Raw genomic sequence first — 19,605 nt, 5'->3', positions numbered from 1 at the left:
GAACCACGCTCGCCCACCTCCGGCGTCCCGTCCGGGTCCGCGGGAACCATCAGCCGCAACGCGTCGTGGTGGTCCAGCAGCGCCCGCACCGCCGCCGCCAGCCGCTCCGCCCCCAGCCCCGCCGGCACCCGCAGGAACACCGACTGCTGGAAGCCCTCGACCGTGCCCCGCCACTCCCGCAGCCAGCGCATCACCGGGGTCGACTCCACCGGACCCGTGCCGTCGTCCTCCGCCCGGGTGGCGGGTCCGTCGGCGTCCCGGCACACGTGGGCCAGTGCGGCGGGGTTCTGCTGCTCGAAGACGTCGCGCGGGGTGAGGACGAGACCGGCCCGCCGCGCCCGGCTCACCAGCTGGATCGACATGATGCTGTCCCCGCCCAGCGCGAAGAACCCGTCGTCCGCGCCGACCCGCTCGACGCCCAGCACCTCCGCGAACAGGGCGCAGAGCAGTGCCTCCCGCTCCGTGCGGGGCTCCCTGCCCCCGCCCGCCTCCTCCTGGTGCGGCACCGGCAGGGCGGCGCGGTCCAGCTTTCCGTGCCGGGTCAGGGGAAGCTCGTCCAGGACGAGCAAGGTGCCCGGGAGTGCGTACTCCGGGAGCCGTTCGGCGGCCAGGGCCCTCAGACGTCCGGTGTCGAGGACGCGGCCCGGTTCGGGCACGACGTAGCCGGTGAGGTGCTTGGCCCCGGAGGGCGCCCGGTGCACCAGGACGACGGCGTCCGCCACCCCGTCCTGCTCGCCGAGGACCGCCTCGGTCTCGCCGAGTTCGATGCGGAAGCCGCGGATCTTGACCTGCTGGTCGGCCCGGCCGAGGAACTCCAGCACCCCGTCCGGCGTCCAGCGCACCAGGTCGCCCGTGCGGTACATACGGGTGCCGGCCGGCCCGAACGGATCGGCGACGAACCGTTCGGCGGTCTGTGCGAACCAGTTCAGGTAGCCGCGTGCCAGCGCGTCACCGGCGATGTACAGCTCACCCGGCACGCCGGGCGGCACCGGCCGCAGCCGGCCGTCGAGCACGTAGGCCCGCATGCCGTCGCGGGCCCGGCCGATCGGCACGGCCGACGGGACCGCGCTCCGGTCCTCCATGGTGTGGGCGGTGGCGTACACGGTGATCTCGGTCGGACCGTACGCGTCGGTGACGACGGTGCCGGGGCAGTGTTCCAGCACCCTGCGCACGGTGGCGGCCGTGACGACGTCGCCGCCGACCATCACCTCGCGGACGCCGACGAGGCAGCCCGGCTCCTCCTCGGCCACGACGCGGAAGAGTCCGGCCGTCAGCAGGAGCAGGGTCACGCCGTGCTCGCGGACCGCCCGCGCGACGGCCGCCACGTCCGGGTCGCCGGGCGGGGCCACCACGACCTCCCCGCCGTTCAGCAGCGGGGTCCACAGCTCGCAGGTGGAGGGGTCGAAACCGTACGGCGAGTGCAGCAGCGTGCGGATCGGGCGGTCGGGGCCGAACGCGGTCCCGGTCCTCCAGTGGCGGTCCGTGGCCAGGCTCACCACACCGCGGTGGGTGGCCGTCACGCCCTTCGGCTCGCCCGTGGAGCCGGACGTGAACATCACGTAGGCGGCGTTGTCCGGGTGGGGGCGCGCGTCGGGGCGTACGGCTCCCCCGGCCTGCCGTGGATCCTCGTCGGTCACCGTGACGAAGTGGTCGGCCCGGGGCAGCAGGACGGGTGCCGTGCCGCGGTGGGAGTCGTCCGTGACGACGACCGACGCCCCGGTCTGCCGCAGCATCGTGTCCAGCCTGGCCGTAGGCAGGTCGGGGGCGAGGGGCACGTAGGCCGCCCCGGTCTTCAGCACGCCGAGGATCGCCGTCACGACCTCCGGCGAGCGGTCCATCAGCAGGGCGACGCGGTCCTCGGGGCCGACGCCGAGGGCCGCCAGCCGCGCCGCGAGCCGGTCCGCCCGCTCGTCGAGTCCGCGGTACGTCCGCACGCCACCGTCCCAGCGGACGGCCACGGCCTCCGGCGTACGCGCCACCTGGGCGGCGAACGCCTCGACGAGGCTCGTCGCGGGCCTCTCCGAGTCCGCGGCGCCCTCGGCGTCGTTCCAGTCGGTGAGGATGCGGTGCCGCTCCTCTGCGGTGAGGACGTCGACCGTGCCGGCGGTCCGGTGGGGCTCGTCCACGAACGCCCGCAGCACCCGGACGAACCGGTCGGCGATCACACGGGCCTCTTCGTCCCCGAACGCGGCGGGCGCGTACTCGATGCGCAGGGACAGTCCCCGCTCGTGCGGTGCGGCCATCAGCATGAGCTGGTAGTGGGCCGCCTCACGGGTCTGTGCGCGGGTGAGGGTGAGGGACGTGCCGGTGAGGGCCGTGGCCTTCTCGTCGACCGGGTAGTTCTCGTAGACCATGGCCGAGTCGAAGAGGCGCGGCACTCCGGCCAGGCGGTGGATGTCGCTCAGACCCAGGTACTGGTGGGCCATCAGCTCCGCCTGCTCGCCCTGGAGCGCGCGCAGCAGTTCCTCGAGGGTCCGGTCCTGGTCCAGCCGCGCCCTGACGGGCAGGGTGTTGATGAACAGGCCCGCCATGGTCTCGATGCCGGGCACCTCCGGCGGCCGGCCGGACACCGTCGTGCCGAAGACCACGTCGTCACGGCCGGTCAGCCGGGACAGCAGCAGCGCCCAGGCGCCCTGGAGGACGGTGTTGACGGTGAGCCCGCGGGACCTGGCCCAGGTGACGAGGCGGGTGGCGAGGCCCTCGGGGAGCTCGGGGTGCACCTGTCCGGGGCGCGCGGCCGGCGCCGTCCGGTCGGAGGCGGCGGGGGCGACGAGCGTGGGCTCGTCCACCCCGTCCAGGGCCCGGGCCCAGGCGGCGTGCGCCCCGTCGCGGTCCTGCGCGGCCAGCCAGCGCAGGTAGTCGCCGTAGGGGGCGACCCGGGGCAGCGTGGCCGCCGGTCCCCCGGCCGCGTACAGGGCGAACAGGTCCCGGGCCAGGACGGGCACCGACCAGCCGTCCAGCAGGAGGTGATGGTGTGTCAGGACCAGTCGGTGGCGCTTGTCGCCGAGGCGGAGCAGCGCGGCCCTCAACAGGGGCGGGCGCACCGGGTCGAAGCGCTCGGCGAGCTCCGCGTCCGCGATCCGGTCGCTCTCCGCGGCCTGCGCGGTGTCGGGCAGGCCGCTCAGGTCGGCCGTCCGCCACGGGAGTCCGGGGTCGCGGGCGATCACCTGGACGGGGGTGTCCGTGAGGTCGTGGACGAACGCGGCCCGCAGGTTGGCGTGGCGGGCCAGCAGCGCCGTACAGGCGGCCCTGAGCGCGTCCGCGTCGAGCGGTCCTTCGAGGTCCAGGCAGAGCTGCGGGGTGTAGACGTCGCTCTCGCCGCCGTCGTAGACGGCGTGGAAGAGCAGGCCCTCCTGGAGCGGGGAGAGCGGGAGGACGTCCTCCAGGCCCGGGTGGGCGGCCTCCAGGGCCTCCACCTGCTCCTGGGTCAGGGACACGAGGGGGAAGTCGGACGGCGTGTGGCCACCGGCCCTGGCATCCGTGCCCTTGTCCGCCAGGGTCTCCAGGGCCCGCAGCCACCGCTCGGCCAGCTCCCGCACCTCGGCCTCGTCGAGCAGACCGCCCGCCCACGCGAACGTCGCCGACAGCACCGGGCCGTCGGGGCCGTCCTTCGCGACGGCGTTGACGTCGAGCGCGTGCAGCAGCGGGGTGGCCGGATCGGTGCCGGCGCCCAGCCCGTGCGTGTCGTCGGCCACCGTCCAGTCGCCGTTCTCCGGCGTGGACGACGACGTGGTCGTACGGCCGAGGTAGTTGAAGCCGATCTGCGGCTGGGCGCAGTGCGTCAGGAGCGGGGCCGTCTGCGGGTTGAGGTAGCGCAGCAGGCCGTGGCCGAAGCCCCGGCCCGGCACCCGGCCGAGCTGCTCCTTGGCCTGCTTGACGGCGTCCACGGGATCGTCGCCCGTGACGTCGAGCCGTACGGGGTGGACGCGGGTGAACCAGCCCACCGTGCGGGAGAGGTCCACGTCCGGCCGGTCGGTGTCGCGGCCGTGGCCCTCCAGGTCGATCAGGACCCCGCCGTCGGCGTCGGCCCCGCGTGCCTCGCGCCACTGACGTACCGCGAGGGCCAGCGCGCCCAGCAGCACGTCGTCGACCCCGCCGTGGAAGGCGGCCGGGACGGACGACAGCAGCGGACCCGTGTACGCACCGGACAGCCTCACCGTGAGCTGCCGTGCCGTGCCCACCGTGTCCTGTACGGGGCTCAGCGAGCGGGAACCGAGCAGCGGCTCCGGGGCCGCGAACGTGTCGGTCCAGTAGGGGAGTTCCTCCAGCAGCGCCGGGTCCTGCGCCCGTTCGCCGAGCAACCCCGCCCAGCGCCGGAACGACGTGCCCACCGGGTCCAGCCGCACCGGCTCACCCGCCGCCACCGCCTCCCACGCCTGCCGCAGATCCGGCACCAGGATGCGCCACGACACCCCGTCCACCGCCAGGTGGTGCGCCACGACCAGCAGCCGGCCCGGCGCCTCCGGACCCGCGTCGAACCACACCACCTGCGCCACCACACCGGACTCCGGCGCCAGCCGCGCCACCGCCGCGCGCCTCTCCCCCGCCACATCGGCACCGGCGAGAGGCACCCGGCGCACGCACCCGGCGGCGTCCACCGAACCCCGCTCGCCCACCTCCAGCGCCCAGACCAGTCCGCCCGCCGTCCGGGTCAGCCGCAGCCGCAGGGCGTCGTGGTGGTCCAGCAGCGCCCGCACCGCCGCCGCCAGCCGCTCCTCCCCCAGCCCCGCCGGCACCCGCAGGAACACCGACTGGTGGAAGGCGTCGACGGGTCCGCGGCGCTCGCGCAGCCTGTGGGCGATCGGAGTGAGTTCGACGGGTCCCGTCCCGTCGTCCTCGGCGCGGACGTCCGGCCGGTCGTCCGCGCGCCCGCTGATCCGGGCGAGTTCGGCCACCGTCTGATGGGTGAAGACGTCGCGCGGGGTGAGGACCAGGCCGGCCCGCCGCGCCCGGCTGACCAACTGGATCGACATGATGCTGTCCCCGCCCAACGCGAAGAACCCGTCGTCCACGCCCACGTTCCCGGCGCCGACGCCGAGCAGTTCGGCGAAGATGCCGCGGAGGGTCTCCTCGGCCGGGGTGCCCGGCGCGCGTCCTCCGTCCTCCGTACCGGTGGGGTCGGGCACGGGCAGGGCCGCGCGGTCCAGCTTGCCGTTGGCGGTGACGGGGAGAGCGTCGAGCACCATGATCTCGGCGGGGACCAGGTGCTCGGGCAGGGTGTCGGCGGCCCGGCGGCGCACCTGTCCCCCGTCCAGGGCGCGGCCCCGCCCGGGCACGACGTAGCCGACCAGACGCCGGCCGCCGGAGGGAGCCTCGTGGGCCACGACCACGGCGGCGCCCACGCCCTCCTGCTCGCCGAGCGCGGCCGCCACCTCGCCCGGCTCGACGCGTACGCCGCCGATCTTGACCTGGTCGTCGACACGGCCCAGGTACTCCAGTTCGCCGTTCTCCGTCCAACGGGCGAGGTCGCCGCTGCGGTACATCCGGGCGCCGGGCGGCCCGAAGGGGTCGGCGACGAAGCTCTCCGCCGTGGCACCGGGGCGGCCCAGGTAGCCGCGGGCCAGCTGGGCACCGGCGATCCACAGCTCGCCGGGGGCGCCCGGCGGCACCGGCTCCAGGGCCGCGTCGAGGACGTACAGGCGGGTGTTGGCGACCGGCCGGCCGAGCGGCGGCGGGCCCTCGGGGTCGGCGGGGCAGCGCCACCAGGTGACGTCGACGGTGGCCTCGGTGGGACCGTACTGGTTGAACAGAGCCACACCCGAGGCGCCGAGCACGTCGTGGAAGCGCCGTACGAGGCCGGCGGGCAGGGCCTCGCCGCCCGAGAACACCCGGCGCAGCCCGGTGCAGCCGGCGGCGGCCGGCTGGTCCAGGAAGGCGCGCAGGACGGTCGGCACGAAGTGCGCGGTGGTGACGGACCGGTCCCGTATCAGCTCGGCGAGCCGGGCGGGGTCGCGGTGCGCCTCGGGCTCGGCGACGACCACGGCGGCGCCGGCGAGCACCGGCCAGAACAGCTCCCACACGGAGACGTCGAAGCCGGCGGAGGCCTTGTGCAGCACCCGGTCGTCGGACCGGAGACCGTACTGCTCCTGCATGCCCCACAGACGGTTGACGACGGCCCGGTGCGGGACGGCGACGCCCTTGGGGCGTCCCGTCGAGCCGGAGGTGTGGATGACGTAGGCGGTGCTGTCGCGGTGCGGCGCCGCGAACCCGGCGGCGGGCCCGGAGGCGTCGTCCTGTGGTCCGGGCGGCCCGTCGAGCGGCAGGACCGGGGCCTGCACGGCGGGGGGCAGCAGGTCACGCGTCACCTGAGTGGTCACCACGCACACCGGGTCGGTGTCGGCGAGCAGCAAGGCGATGCGCCCGGCCGGGAGGCCAGGGTCCACGGGCACGTACGCGGCACCGGCGCGCAGGACCGCGTGCAGGGCCACGGGCAGGTCGGCCGAGCGCGGGACGAGCACCGCGACGCGGCGCTCCGGCCGGGCCCCGAGCGCGCGCAGGCGGCGGGCGAGGGCGTCGACACGGGTGTCCAGCTGCGCGTAGGTGAGCCGGTCGGCACCACAGACGACGGCCTCGGCGTGCGGGGTGCGCGCGACGCGGTCGGCGAGGAGTTCGGGCACGGTGGCGGACGGGACGTGCATGGCGGTGTCGTTCCAGTCGGTGAGTACGCGTCGGCGTTCGTCGGCGGCGGTGGTGGCGGCCCGGGACACGGTGAGGTCCGGGTCGTCGGCGAAGGACTCCAGGAGCCGGGTCCAGCGCCGGGCGAGAAGCCGTACCGCTGCGGGGGTGAAGCGGTCCGCGCGGTATTCGACACGGCCGTCGATCCCGTCCGGAGCGCCCTCGGGGGTGCGGTGCTCGGCCATGTTGAAGGAGAGGTCGAAGCGGGCGGTGGCGGCGCCGACGCGGATCGGCTCGACGGTGAGGCCGGGGAGCTCGACGGCGTCGCGGGTGAGCTCGGGCTGGGCGGCCAGCATCACCTGGAACAGCGGGTTGCGGTCCAGGGCGCGGGCCACGCCCAGGTGGTCGACGAGACGCTCGAAGGGCACGTCCTGGTGGGCGTAGGCGGTGAGGTCGGTCTCCCGCACCCGCCGCAGCAGCTCGCGGAAGTCCGGGTCGCCGCTGGTGTCGGTGCGCAGGACGAGCGTGTTGACGAAACAGCCGACGAGGTCCTCCAGCACCTCGTCGCCGCGCCCGGCCACGGCCGTGCCGAGCGGGATGTCCGTACCGGAGCCGAGGCGGGTCAGCAGCGCGGCGAGGGCGGCCTGGAGCGTCATGAAGACGGTGGCGGAGTGCTCGCGAGCCAGCTCCGCCAGGCGGGTGTGGAGCGGTGCCGGGATGCGGAAGAGGTACGAGCCGCCAGGTGCGGTGCCGGTGGAACCGTCCGGTGCGACGGCGGTGGTGCCACCGGACGCGGCGGCGGGGTCCACGGGCAGGTCGATGCGGTCCGGCAGATCCGCGAGCCGCTGCCGCCAGTACGTGAGCTGACGTCCCGTCACCCCGTCCGCGCCGTCGTCGGCGAGCAGGTCGTGCTGCCACAGGCTGTAGTCGGCGTACTGGACGGGCAGCGGGGCCCAGTCGGGCGCCCGCCCTTGCGTACGGCTGCGGTAAGCGGCGGACAGGTCGGCCGCCAGCGGTCCGAACGACCAGCCGTCGGCGGCGATGTGGTGCAGCACCAGCGCCAGGACGTGGTCGTCCTCCCCCAGCTCGAACAGGGCCGCCCGCAGCGGGATCTCGGCGGCCAGGTCGAAGGGCCGGCGGACGGTCCGCTCCAGTTCGGCGGTCAGGTCCGTCTGCGTGACGCGGACCGCCTCCGGTTCCGGGCGGGTCCGCTCGTCGCAGGCGTCCAGTACCTCCTGGCGGGGGCGGCCGTCGACGTCGGGGAAGACGGTGCGCAGCGCCTCGTGACGGGCGGTCAGGTCGGCGAGCGCGGCGCGCAGCGCGGGGAGGTCGAGGGGACCGCGCAGTCTCAGCACCACCCGCATGTGGTAGCCGTCCGTGGCGCCCTCGGCGAACCGGTGCAGGAACCACAGGCGGCGCTGGGCGGAGGACAGCGGGATGTCGTCGGGCCTGGGGCCGGCGGCGGGACGGGGGCGGGGCGGGGCGCCGGCAGCGGCGGCGACGCGTTCGGCGAGTTCCGCGATCGTGGGGGCCTCGAAGACGGTGCGGACCGACAGGTCGGCGCCGAGCGCGTTGCGTATGTGGGTGACGAGGCGGGTGGCGAGCAGCGAGTGTCCGCCCAGGTCGAAGAAGCTGTCGTCGATGCCGATCCGGCCGGCGCCGAGGAGCCGCGCGTACAGGCCGCACAGCACTTCCTCGAGGGGGGTACGCGCCTCACGGCCGCCGTCCGCCGCGGAGTCGTCCGCGGCGCCGGGGCCGGGCAGGGCGCGGCGGTCGACCTTGCCGTTGGGGGTGAGCGGCAGCCGGTCCAGGACGACGAACGCGGCGGGCACCATGTAGCCGGGCAGGTCGGCCGCGGCGTGGCGGCGCAGCTCGGCCTGGGCCAGGACGCTCTCGGGCCTGGTTCCGGTTCCGGTTCTGGTTGCGGTCTCCAGGACGACGTAGGCGATCAGTCGGAGGTCGCCCCCGGGTGTGTCCCGGCGTGCGTCCACCACGGCGCGGACGACCGCCCCGTGGCGCTCCAGGACCGCCTCGATCTCGCCGGGTTCGACGCGGTGGCCACGCACCTTGACCTGGTGGTCGGCGCGGCCGAGGTGGTCCAGGCGGCCGTCCGCGGTCCAGCGGGCCAGGTCGCCGGTGCGGTACATGCGGGTGCCGGGCCCGCCGTACGGGTCGGCGAGGAAGCGCTCGGCGGACGCGCCGGGGCGGCCCGCGTAACCCCGGGTGACGCCGGGGCCGGCCAGGTAGAGCTCGCCGGGCGTTCCGGCGGGGACCATGCGCAGCCGGTGGTCCAGGACGTAGGCGCGGACGCCCGGGCGGGGACGGCCGATCAGGAAGCGCCCGCCGGACCGTCGTGCCCCGGGCTCGTCCACCGCCTGAAAGGTGCTGCTCATGGTCGCCTCGGTGGGCCCGTACTGGTTGACGACCAGCGGGTTCCCGAGGGCGGCCGTCTGTTGGAGATGGCTTTCGGTGAGCGCTTCGCCGCAGGTCATCACCAGCCGCGGGGAGGGGCGTTCGCCGACCGGCAGTTGTGCCGCCTCCTCGTTCAGGGCGGCCAGCAGGGACGGTACGACGGAGAGCAGCACGGTGACCCGGTGGCGGTGCATGGCGCGGACGAGGGCGCGTGCGTCGTTGGCCTCGTCGGACGGCACCATGACGACACGTCCGCCGGCGGCCAGGGTGCCCAGGATGTCGCGCACCGAGGGGTCGAAGGAAACGGACGCCAGGTTGAGCACGACGTCGTCGGGGCCGAGCCGCGCGATCCCGGACGTCAGGTACGAGAAGTAGGCGGCGACTCCCTGGTGCGGCACCACGACCGCCTTGGGCCGCCCGGTGGAACCCGAGGTGTGGATGACGTAGGCCGGGTGGCCGGGCCTCAGCGGCGCGGTGCGCTCGTCGTCGGCGGGGTCGCCGTCCGGCAGGGCGCGCAGCGCGCGTCGGGTGTCCGGGGCGTCGAGCCGTACGGCGCCGGGGCGGACGTCCTCGGGGAGCGACGCGGCCGCCCCGGCGGTGGTCAGCACCGTCACCGGCCCGGCGTCGCCGAGCATGTACGCGATGCGGTCCGCCGGGTAACCGGGGTCCACCGGGAGGTACGCCGCGCCGGTCTTGAGGACCGCCAGCAGGGCCACCACCAGGTCCGGGGAGCGGGGTACCGCGACGGCGACGGTCCGTTCGGGTCCGGCGCCCCGGGCGACGAGCAGGCGGGCGAGGCGGTTGGCGCGGGCGTGCAGTGCGCGGTGGGTGAGCCGCTCGTCCCCGAAGAGGACCGCCGGGGCGTCGGGGGCGGTGGCCGCCCGGTCCTCGAGGACGCCGGTGACGATACCGGCCGCCGTGGTTCCGTCCTGTGCTCCCTGCCAGGCGGTCAGCAGCCGGCCGCGTTCGCGCGGGGTGAGGACGCCGGCGCGGCCGACGGGCCGGTCCAGGCCGTCGCCGAGCTCCTCGAAGAGGCGCACCAGCCGGTCCATGAGCGCTTCGGCGGCGGCCCGGTCGTAGGCGGAGGTGTGGTGGCCGAGGGTGAGGTGCAGCCGTTCGCCGGGGGTGGCGAGCAGCCGCAGCGGGTAGCCCGTGGCCACCCCGCCGTCGACGGCGGAGACCCGGATGCCGTCCGCCGGCCGGAACACGGCCGGGTCCAGCGGGAAGTTGAGGAACACCACCATCGTGTCGGCGAGTGCTCCGGCACCGGTCTGCCGCTGGATCTCCGGCAGTCCGAGGTGCTGGTGGGCGGCGAGGCGGGACTGCTCGTCCTGCAGCCGGCGCAGAACGGCGGCCATCGGCCGCACCGGGTCGAGGCGCACCCGCACCGGAACGGTGCTGATGAACAGGCCGATGACGGACTCCACGTCCTCGACGTCGGCCGGACGGCCCGCGTTCGGAGCGTCGAGGACGACGTCGTCGCGCCCCGTCAGCGCGCCGATCAGGGTGGCCCACGCGCCCTGTACCAGGGTGGCCGGTGTCAGGTCGTGGCGGCGGCAGTGCGCGGTCAGGCGGGACGTCAGCTCCGGGGGCAACAGGCGCTCCACGACCCCGTGCCCGGGTGTGTGCGCCGTACCGCCGGTGCCGTGGTCCGCCCGGCTGCCGGTCACCGGCACCACGAGGGTCGGTTCGGCGCCGTCGAGCGCCTGCCGCCACGCCCGCCGTGCCGCGTCCTTGTCCTGCCGGGCGAGCCAGGACAGGTACCGGTCGAACTGGGGCGGCGCCGGGGGGAGGGAGTCCGGCTCGGCGTAGGCGGTCAGCAGTTCGTTCAGCAGCAGCGGCTGTGACCAGCCGTCGAGCAGGATGTGGTGGTAGGTCACGATCATCGTGTGCCGGTGCGGGGCCAGCCGGGCCAGCGCCACGCGCAGCAGCGGCGGCCGCGCCGGGTCGAACGGGGCCTGTCGCTCCGCGGTCCGCAGTTCGGCGAGCCGTGACTCCCGTTCCGGCCCGTCGGTCGTGGACAGGTCCGTCTCCCGCCAGGGCGGTTCCGTCTCGCCGGAGACGATCTGCACCGGGCCCGCGTCCGCGTCGTGCAGGAAGGCGGCCCGCAGGCTGCCGTGCCGGGCCAGCAGCCGGGTCCAGGCGGTGCGCAGCCGGGCCGGGTCGAGGGGGCCGTCCAGCGTGAGCGACAGCTGGACGGTGTAGTCGTCCGCCCGGGCCGGACCGTCCTCCCCGGCCTGTGCGGCGGTCAGGGACTCGAAGAGCAGTCCTTCCTGCAACGGCGTCAGCGGGAGGACGGGCATGTCCGCCGGGCCCGGGTACGGGGCGGTCAGCCGCTCCCGCACCGGCGCCGGCAGCGGCAGCAGGGGCTCCTCGCGTGCCGCTTCCGGCGCTTCGGCGGCGTCGGTTTCCTCGGTCTCCCGCGCCACGGAGGCGAGGGCCGCGACGGTGGGGTGTGCGAAGACGTCGCGGACGGCCAGGCCGATCCCCGCCCGGCGCGCGGCGCCCACCAGCCGCATGGCCAGCACGCTGTCGCCGCCCAGCGCGAAGAAACTGTCGTCGATCCCCACGTGCGGGACCCCCAGCAGCCGGGCGAAGGCGGCGCACAGGGCCTGTTCGGTCGCGTCGCGCGGCGCCCGACTGCCCGGTGCGGCCGCGAAGTCCGGCACCGGAAGGGCAACGCGGTCCAGCTTGCCGTTCGTGGTGAGCGGCAGCTCCGCCAGCACCACGAAGGCGGCGGGCACGAGGGCGTCGGGCAGGGTGCGTTCGGCGAGGGTCCGCAGTTCGGCCGGGAGCGCGGCGAGCCCGTGGGCGAGGCCCGGATCGTTGGTGTGTCGTGCCCGGGCCGGGACGGGTTCCGTCGTGGCCCGGTAGGCGCACAGCACTTCGCCGGTCACGGCGTCCGCGGTGGCCTCACCGGTCGGGGAGTCCGGGCTGTCCGTGCGCCGGAAGACGGCGTCCACCGCGCCGGGGCCGGTCACCGACGGCGCCACGGCCACCCGGTAGCCCAGTTCCTCGGCGAGGGTGTACAGGTCCTCGGGATCCACCGCGCCGGGCACCGGGACGTCGTCCGCGAGGAGGCGCGCGGCATGGGCGGGCTCGGCCCCATCGTCCAGCCGCCGGGCCGCCAGGACCTGCCGGGCGGTGCGCTCGTCGGGGAGCCCCGACACGCGCAGTCGGGCCGGACGGGCCGTGGACAGGGTGTGCCGCAGTGCGTCCAGGTCCGTTCCGTCGCCGGCGTCGTGGCTGTCGGCCGGCAGCGCCGCCACGGCCGCCGGGGCCGTGTGCAGGACGACGTCGTAGCGGTAGCGGCTCAGTTCGTTGCGGTACCCGCCCCGCTTCACCTGGACGTCCGCGGCGGTGAAGGGGCCGCCGGGGCCGGTCCGGCCGGTGAACCAGGCGGGGTCGACAAGGAGTTCGTTCTCGTTCAGCAGGGCCCGGCCGATGGAGCGGCGCAGCTCCGCGGTGCCGGTGTGCCGGCCCGGAGGGAGGCGGACGAGGTGCTTCTCCGTCTCGAAGACGCGGGCGGTCCGCAGGTCCCGTACGTCGCCGACGAAGATCCGCCCGCCGGGTGCCAGCAGCGGTGTGACGGCTTGAACCACCCGGTCCAGGTAGCCGGCGTCCGGGAAGTACTGGATCACCGAGTTCAGTACGACGGTGTCGAAGAACCCGGTGGGCAGGCCCCCGGTGTCGTCCGCCGCCTGGTGCCGCAGGGTGACGCGGCCGGTGAGGTGGCCGGGCAGCCGGTCGCGCAGCGTGCCGATCACCCCGGTGGAGAAGTCGGTCGCCCAGTAGGTCTCGGTGTCCCCGGCGAGCCGCGACAGCAGCAGGCCCGCGCCGACGCCGATCTCCAGCAGGCGGACGGGACGCAGGGCGCGGATCCGCTCCACGGTCGCGTCGCGCCAGCGGCTCATCTCCCGGTGCGGGAGGGGCCGGCCGTCGTAGCTGCTGTCCCAGCTGGAGAAGTCGTCGCCGAAGGCGGGGGGTTCGCCGGTGGCGCCCGGTGCGGAAGGTGTCCGGGCGGCGGGCGCGTAGACCGACTCCCAGACGGCGTTCCACTCCTGCACCTGTGCCTGTTCCTGCTCGGACCCGGGCCCATCCGTGTCACGCCCGTGGAGGGCCGGCACCACGTAGGCGGTGAGCTGCGGCCGGCCCGGCTCGTCCTCCCGCACGATCACCGCGGCCCGGCTCACCGCCGGGTGCCCGGCGAGCGCGGCCTCGATCTCGGCGGGCTCGGCGCGCACCCCCCGGATCTTGACCTGGTGGTCGGTCCGACCCAGGTACTCCAGTGTGCCGTCGCCGCGCCACCGGGCCAGGTCGCCGGTGCGGTACATGCGGCTGCCCGCGGGGCCGAAGGGGTCGGCCACGAAGCGGAGCGCGGTCGTCCCGGGCAGGGCCGGGTAACCGCGGGCGAGCTGGCGTCCCGCCAGGTACAGTTCGCCCGCGACGCCCGGGGCGACCGGCCGGAGCGCCGCGTCGAGCACGTACACCCGGGTGTTGTTCACCGGACCGCCGATGGGGACCGTGCCCGTCCCGGCGGGGACGCAGCTCCACCGGGTGACGTCGATGGCCGCCTCGGTCGGCCCGTAGAGGTTGAACAGCGGAACGCCGAGGAGGCCGAGGCAGGTGTCGGCGAGTTCGGCCTCGAGCGCCTCACCGCTGCAGATCACGCGCCGCAACCCGGCCCCCACCGCTGCTGCGGCGGGCTCGTCGAGGGCGTCGAGGAACACCCGGAGCATCGACGGGACGAAGTGCACCGTCGTCACCCGGTGGGTCTCGACGGCCGCCGCCAGGTACTCCGGGTCGCGGTGCCCGCCGGGGCGCGCCACGACCACCGTGGCGCCCGTGGTCAGCGGCCACAGCAGTTCCCACACGGACACGTCGAACCCGACGGGCGTCTTGTGCAGCACTCGGTCGTCGGCGGTCAGGGCGAACTCCCGCTGCATGCCCATCACCCGGTTGGCGATGGCCTCGTGGGAGACGACGACGCCCTTCGGGCGGCCGGTCGAGCCCGAGGTGAAGATCATGTACGCGGCCGAGCCGTGCGCCACGGGGACCGGCGAGCACAAGGCTCCCTCGCCGCCGGCGGGCGTGCCGTCCCCGAGGAGGACTGTGTCCGGGCCGCCCAGGCGGGGGAACCTCTCGACGAGGGCGCGCGTGGTGAGGACGCAGGCCGGGGCCGCCTCGTCCAGCAGCAGCCCGATTCGCTCCGCCGGCAGGTCCGGGTCCACCGGCACGTACACCGCGCCCGCGTGCAGCACGGCGTGGACGGCGACGAGCAGGTCCGCCGAACGCGGCACGGCGACGGCCACACGGGTCTCGGGCACGGCCCCGCGCTCGCGCAGCAGCGCCGCGAGCGCCGCCACCCGGGCGTCGAACTCGGCGTACGTCAGCTCTTCGGGACCGTCCCCGCCGTCCCCGTACACCACGGCGGTCGCGTCGGGTGTGGCCGCCGCCTGTGCCGCGACCAGTTCGGGCACGGTGACGGGCGGCAGCGGCACGGCGGTGTCGTTCCACTCCTCCAGCACCTGCCGCCGCTCCTCCGGGAGGAGCACGTCGACGGCACCGACGGTCCGGGTGGGGTCGGCGAGCGGCCCTTGGAGCAGCCGCACCAGCCGTTCGCCGACGAGGGCGACGTCCTCCGGCGAGAAGGCGCCGGTCCGGTAGCCGAACCGCAGGCTGAGTCCGGTGGTCTCCGGCACCACCAGCAGGGTCAGCGCGTAGTGGGTGCCCGCGTGGACGTGCGGATCGGTGATGCCGAGGCCGGGGCCCGGCCGGAAGGCGGCCGGGTCGACGGGGAAGTTCTCGAAGGTCAGGACGGTGTCGAAGAGCCGGTCGAGCCCGGTCGGGCGGGTGATGTCCGGCAGGCCCAGGTGCGCGGCGGCCGTGAGGCGCGCCTGCCGGCGCTGCATCCCGCGCAGGACACCGAGCAGGTCGTCCGCCGGACGCAGCCGAACGCGTACGGGGACGGTGTCGACGAACAGTCCGATCATGGTCTCGGCCCCGTCGATCCCGCCGGGACGGCTGGCGACCGTGGTGCCGAACACGACGTCGTCGCGTCCGGTCAGCCCGGCCAGGAGGAGCGCCCAGGCCCCCTGGACGACGGTGTTGAGGGTGAGGCCGTGCGCGGCGGCCAGGTTCCGCAGGGCGTCGGTGGTACGGGCCGGCAGGCCGACGGTGTACCGGCCCTGCGCCGGCTCCGCCGCTCCGGCGGCGTCCGGCACGAGGAGCGTCGGTGCGTCGAGCCCGTCGAGCGCGGCGCTCCACTCGGCACGGGCCGCGTCGCGGTCCTGCCGTCCGAGCCAGGACAGGTAGGCGCGTGCCGGGGTCACCGGCGGCAGGGACTCGTCGTGGTACAGCGCGAACAGCTCACGGCCCAGCAGGGGCAGCGACCAGCCGTCGAGCAACATGTGGTGGTGGGTGAAGAGCACGGCGTGCCGCTCGGGGGCGAGCCGCACCAGGGCGATCCGCAGCAGCGGGGGGCGCGCCAGGTCGAAGCGTCCGGCCCGCTCCTCGGCGGCGACCTGCCGCAGCCGCCGGTCCCGCTCCCGCTCGTCGGTGTCCGTGGGCGGCTGTGTGAGGTCCACGTCGCGCCAGGGCAGCTCGACGTCGTCGAGCACCACTTGCACCGGTACGTCGGCGGCGTCGGCGACGAACGCGGAGCGCAGGGCGGGGTGCCGGCGCAGCAGGGCGCGCCAGGCCGCACGCAGCCGGTGCCCGTCCAGCGGGCCCTCGACCGTGAAGCCGAGCTGCACGGTGTAGTCGTCGTCCCCGGCGGCCTGCGCGTCGTGCAGGGACTGGAACAGCAGGCCCTGTTGTACGGGGGTCAGGGGCAGGGCGTCCGCGAGTCGCGGGTAACGGGCGCGCAGGAGCCGGAGTTCCGCCTCGGTGAACGGGGCGGCGTCCGGGGGCTCCGGTGCCGGGGAGGCGGCGTCCCCTGGGAGCGCGCGGGCGGCGAGGTCCGCCATGGTCGGGTGCTCGAACACATCGCGTAGGGCGAGGGTCAGTCCTTCGCGGCGGGCGGCGGCGACCAGGCGCATCGCCGAGACGCTGTCGCCGCCGAGGGCGAAGAAGTCGTCGTCGATGCTCACGCCCGGTGTGTCGAGCAGGTCGGCGCAGAGCCGGCAGAGGGTCTCTTCGGCCGGGGTCCGTGGCGTCCGGCCGTCACCGGGGACGGCCGCCGCCGGCGCGGGCAGCGCGGCCCGGTCGAGCTTGCCGTTCGCCGTCAGGGGCAGTTCCGGGAGGGTCATGAAAGCGGCGGGCACCATGTACGGGGGAAGGTGCCGCGCCAGCGCCGCGGCCAGCTCGGGTCCGTCTGACACCGGCTCCGTGCCCGGAACGAGGTATGCCGTCAGCTGCCGTCGGCCCGGCGTGTCCTCGCGGAGCACGACCGCGGCGCGGTCCACGCCGGGCTGCCGCGCGAGCACGGCCTCGATCTCGCCCGGCTCGACACGGTGTCCGCGCACCTTGACCTGCTGGTCCGCCCGGCCCGCGTAGGCGAGCCGACCGTCCCGCGTCCACCGTACGAGGTCGCCGGTCCGGTACATGCGGGTGCCGGGGGCACCGAAGGGGTCGGCCACGAAGCGCTCGGCCGTCAGGCCGGGCCGCCCCGCATATCCGCGCGCCAGTCCGGCGCCGGCGATGTACAGCTCGCCCACCACGCCGGGCGGCACGGGTCGCGCCGCCCCGTCCAGCACGTACACCGCGGTACCGGTGATCGGCCGTCCGATGGTGACCGTCACCGCTTCGGCGTCCTCGGCCGACAGGTCCGCCGCGGTCGACCAGACCGTCGTCTCCGTGGGTCCGTAGACGTTGGTCACCGACGCGGCGGACGCGACGAGTTCACGCGCCAGCGCGGCCGACAGCGCCTCACCGCCGACGAGAACCCGGACGCCGCCGAGGACGGGGGCGACCTCCGCGGACACCGCCTGCCACAGGCTCGGCGTCGCCTGCATCACCGAGACGCCCTCGGTCAGCAGCAGTCGCCGCAACCGTGCCGGGTCGCGTGTCTCGTCGGGCCCGGCCACCACCACCGCGGCACCGGCCACCAGGGGCGCGAGCAGCTCCAGGTTGGCGATGTCGAAGCCCGGCGTGGTCACGGCGAGCAGGCGGTCGCCGCCGCCGAGGCCGACCCGCCCGGCCATGTCCAGCAGCAGATTGGCGAGGCTCGCCCTGGGGACGACCACGCCCTTGGGCCGTCCTGTCGACCCCGAGGTGAAGACGACGTACGCCGCGGCCGAACTGTGCACCGTGACGGGCGGCGCCGCGACGCCGCCCGCCGCCGCCGGGGCATCAGCATGGGTTCGGGCGTCGGCGGGGGCGGCGTCCCACGGCCCGTCGGTCAGCACGCGTCGTGGTCCCCGCGGCACTCGCCCGGCCAGTTCGGCCGTCGTCAGGACCACGGCCGGCCGTGCCTCGGCCACCATGAGCTCCAGCCGCTCCGCCGGGTGCGACAGGTCCAGCGGCAGGTAGGCGGCGCCGACACGCAGGCAGGCCAGTACGCCGGTCACCAGGTCCACCGAGCGTGGCAGCGCCAGCCCCACGCGGTCCTCCGGCCCCACTCCGTGACCGGCCAGGACATCGGCCAGCCGGGCCGCCCGGCCGACCAGTTCGCCGTACGTCAGGGACGTTCCCCGGGCGGTCACCGCGACGGCGTCCGGGGTTCGGGCCGCCTGCGCCTCGACCAGCCGCCACGGGTCGCTCTCCGGGGCGTTCCCCCCGGCGGTTCCGGCGTCACCGGACCAGCCGCCCAGCACGCGCCGGCGCTCGTCCTCGTCGAGCAGGTCACCGTGGCCGATCGGCCGCGCGGCGGCGTCGTCCCCCATGGTGAGCCTCTCCAGCAGCCGCAGGAACCGCTCGTGGTGCCTGGTCAGTTCACCGGCCGAGTACAGCCCGGGGTTCCCGTCGACCACGACCTCGATCGCGCCCCGCTGTCCCGGGCGCCCTCCGTAGCAGGCGACCGACAGGTCGGCCACCGGCCCCACAGCCAGACTGCGCAGGGAGCCGCGGAGGGCGCCGAAGGTGAAGTCCTGGCCGAATGGCATGACGTTGACGACCGGCCCGTAGAGCCTGCCCCCCGCGGAGAGACCGAGGTCGCGGGCGAGGTCCGCCTCCGGATAGCGCTGGTGCCGCACCGCGTTCTTCATCTCGGCCGCGACCCGGGCGGTCAGCTCGCCGTATGTCAGGCCGGGGTCCACCCCCAGCCGCAGCGGGACGACGTTGGCCACCATGCCGGGGGCGGACTCCGCGATGGAACCGACGCGCGCGGTGACCGGGAAGCCCAGCACCAGGTCGTCCGCCCCGGTCATCCGGTGCAGATAGGCGATGACGCCCGCGACGAAGGCGGCCGGCCAGCTCGACCGGCCGCTCCGCGCAACCTTGCGCATCCCCGACTCGGTCCTAGGGCCCAGCCACGAGGTCCGCCGGTGCACCGGGGCGGAAGGCGGCGCGGTCCGCCCCGCCAGCCCGACCGGTGCGGGCCGGCCGGCCATCCGTTCCAGCCAGTACGCCCGGTCGGCGCGGAAGTCGTCCGAGGCGCGGTAGGCCGCCTGCTCCTCGAGCAGTTCCCGGACAGGCCGCAGGGCGCCTTCCGCGGGGTCGCGCCCCTCGGAGAGCGCGGTGTAGAGGGCCGCCGCGCGCCGTACGGCAATCGCCGCGCCGAACCCGTCGCTGATCAGGTGGTGGATGCCCGAGTACCACCAGTGGCGCTGCTCGGCGACGCGGATCACCGCGCTCGTGAGGTTCGGCGGGTGGCCCAGGAGGCGCGGGCGTGCCATGTCGGCCTTCATCCAGGCGTGGGCTGCGGCCTCGGGGTCGGCCTCGGCCGACATGTCGACGAAGAGCTGCTCCCAGGCACCGGTCGGCTCGACCCACTGGCGCAGTTCACCGTCGTGCTCCCCTATCCGGACGCGGAACCCGTCGGCCTCGTCGAGGAAGCGGCGCGTCGCCTCGGCCAGCAGCGCGAGGTCGAGCGGACCGGCGATGTCGACGTAGATGCCGAGGTTGTAGGCGCGGCTCTCCGGTGCCAGCTGCTGGCCGAACCAGATGCCCGACTGCCCCGGAGTCAGCGGCAGGCCACGAGGGTGGTCGTCTAGCACGTGCGTAACTCCCAGGCATACGGATGAGCGGCGAGCGTGACCCGACCTCGGTACCGGACCGGGAAAACCCCGGTGACCACGGCATTCACCGCTTCGGCCGGCCTCGGTCCGTGGTGATCGGCTGTCATCTCGGTGTCTAGCACGGCAAGTTGACCGGCCGGGGTGCCCGCGGGCGGAAAATGATCTTCAGGTGAACTGTCCCGCGCCGCGCGGGGCCTTTGCGGCGGTCGGCGCCGGGGCAGGAGCTGCGCATTCCGCCTGTGGCGCACGCCCGGCATTCACCCCGGCATCACTTGCGGGGACCTCTTGTTCACCCGGCTGAACTTTCCCCCAACCGCGGTGACAGGCACGGTCCGGGGCGGTGTCCGCCGTCCGCGGCCGGATGCCATCATCGAGCCGACGCGGCGCCGCTTCGGTGCCGCGTCTTCCGCACCCTGCCCCTCCTCCATCCCTTCCCAGGTGCTTTTCCGACCCCTCCCCG

Annotated in this window: 1 protein-coding gene; it reads right to left on the bottom strand. The window is 75.3% G+C overall.

Going from position 1 to position 19,605, the window contains the following annotated elements:
- Window positions 1-19,124, bottom strand: a 19,124-nt coding sequence (locus AMK33_RS44840) for a non-ribosomal peptide synthetase (protein ID WP_073937910.1), incomplete at its 3' end; no start/stop codon positions are given.
- Window positions 19,125-19,605 lie beyond the last annotated feature (481 nt).

This window comes from Streptomyces sp. CB02400 (genome assembly GCF_001905725.1).
GTDB classification, from domain to species: domain Bacteria; phylum Actinomycetota; class Actinomycetes; order Streptomycetales; family Streptomycetaceae; genus Streptomyces; species Streptomyces atrovirens.
This window is presented reverse-complemented; position numbering and strand designations above follow the sequence as displayed.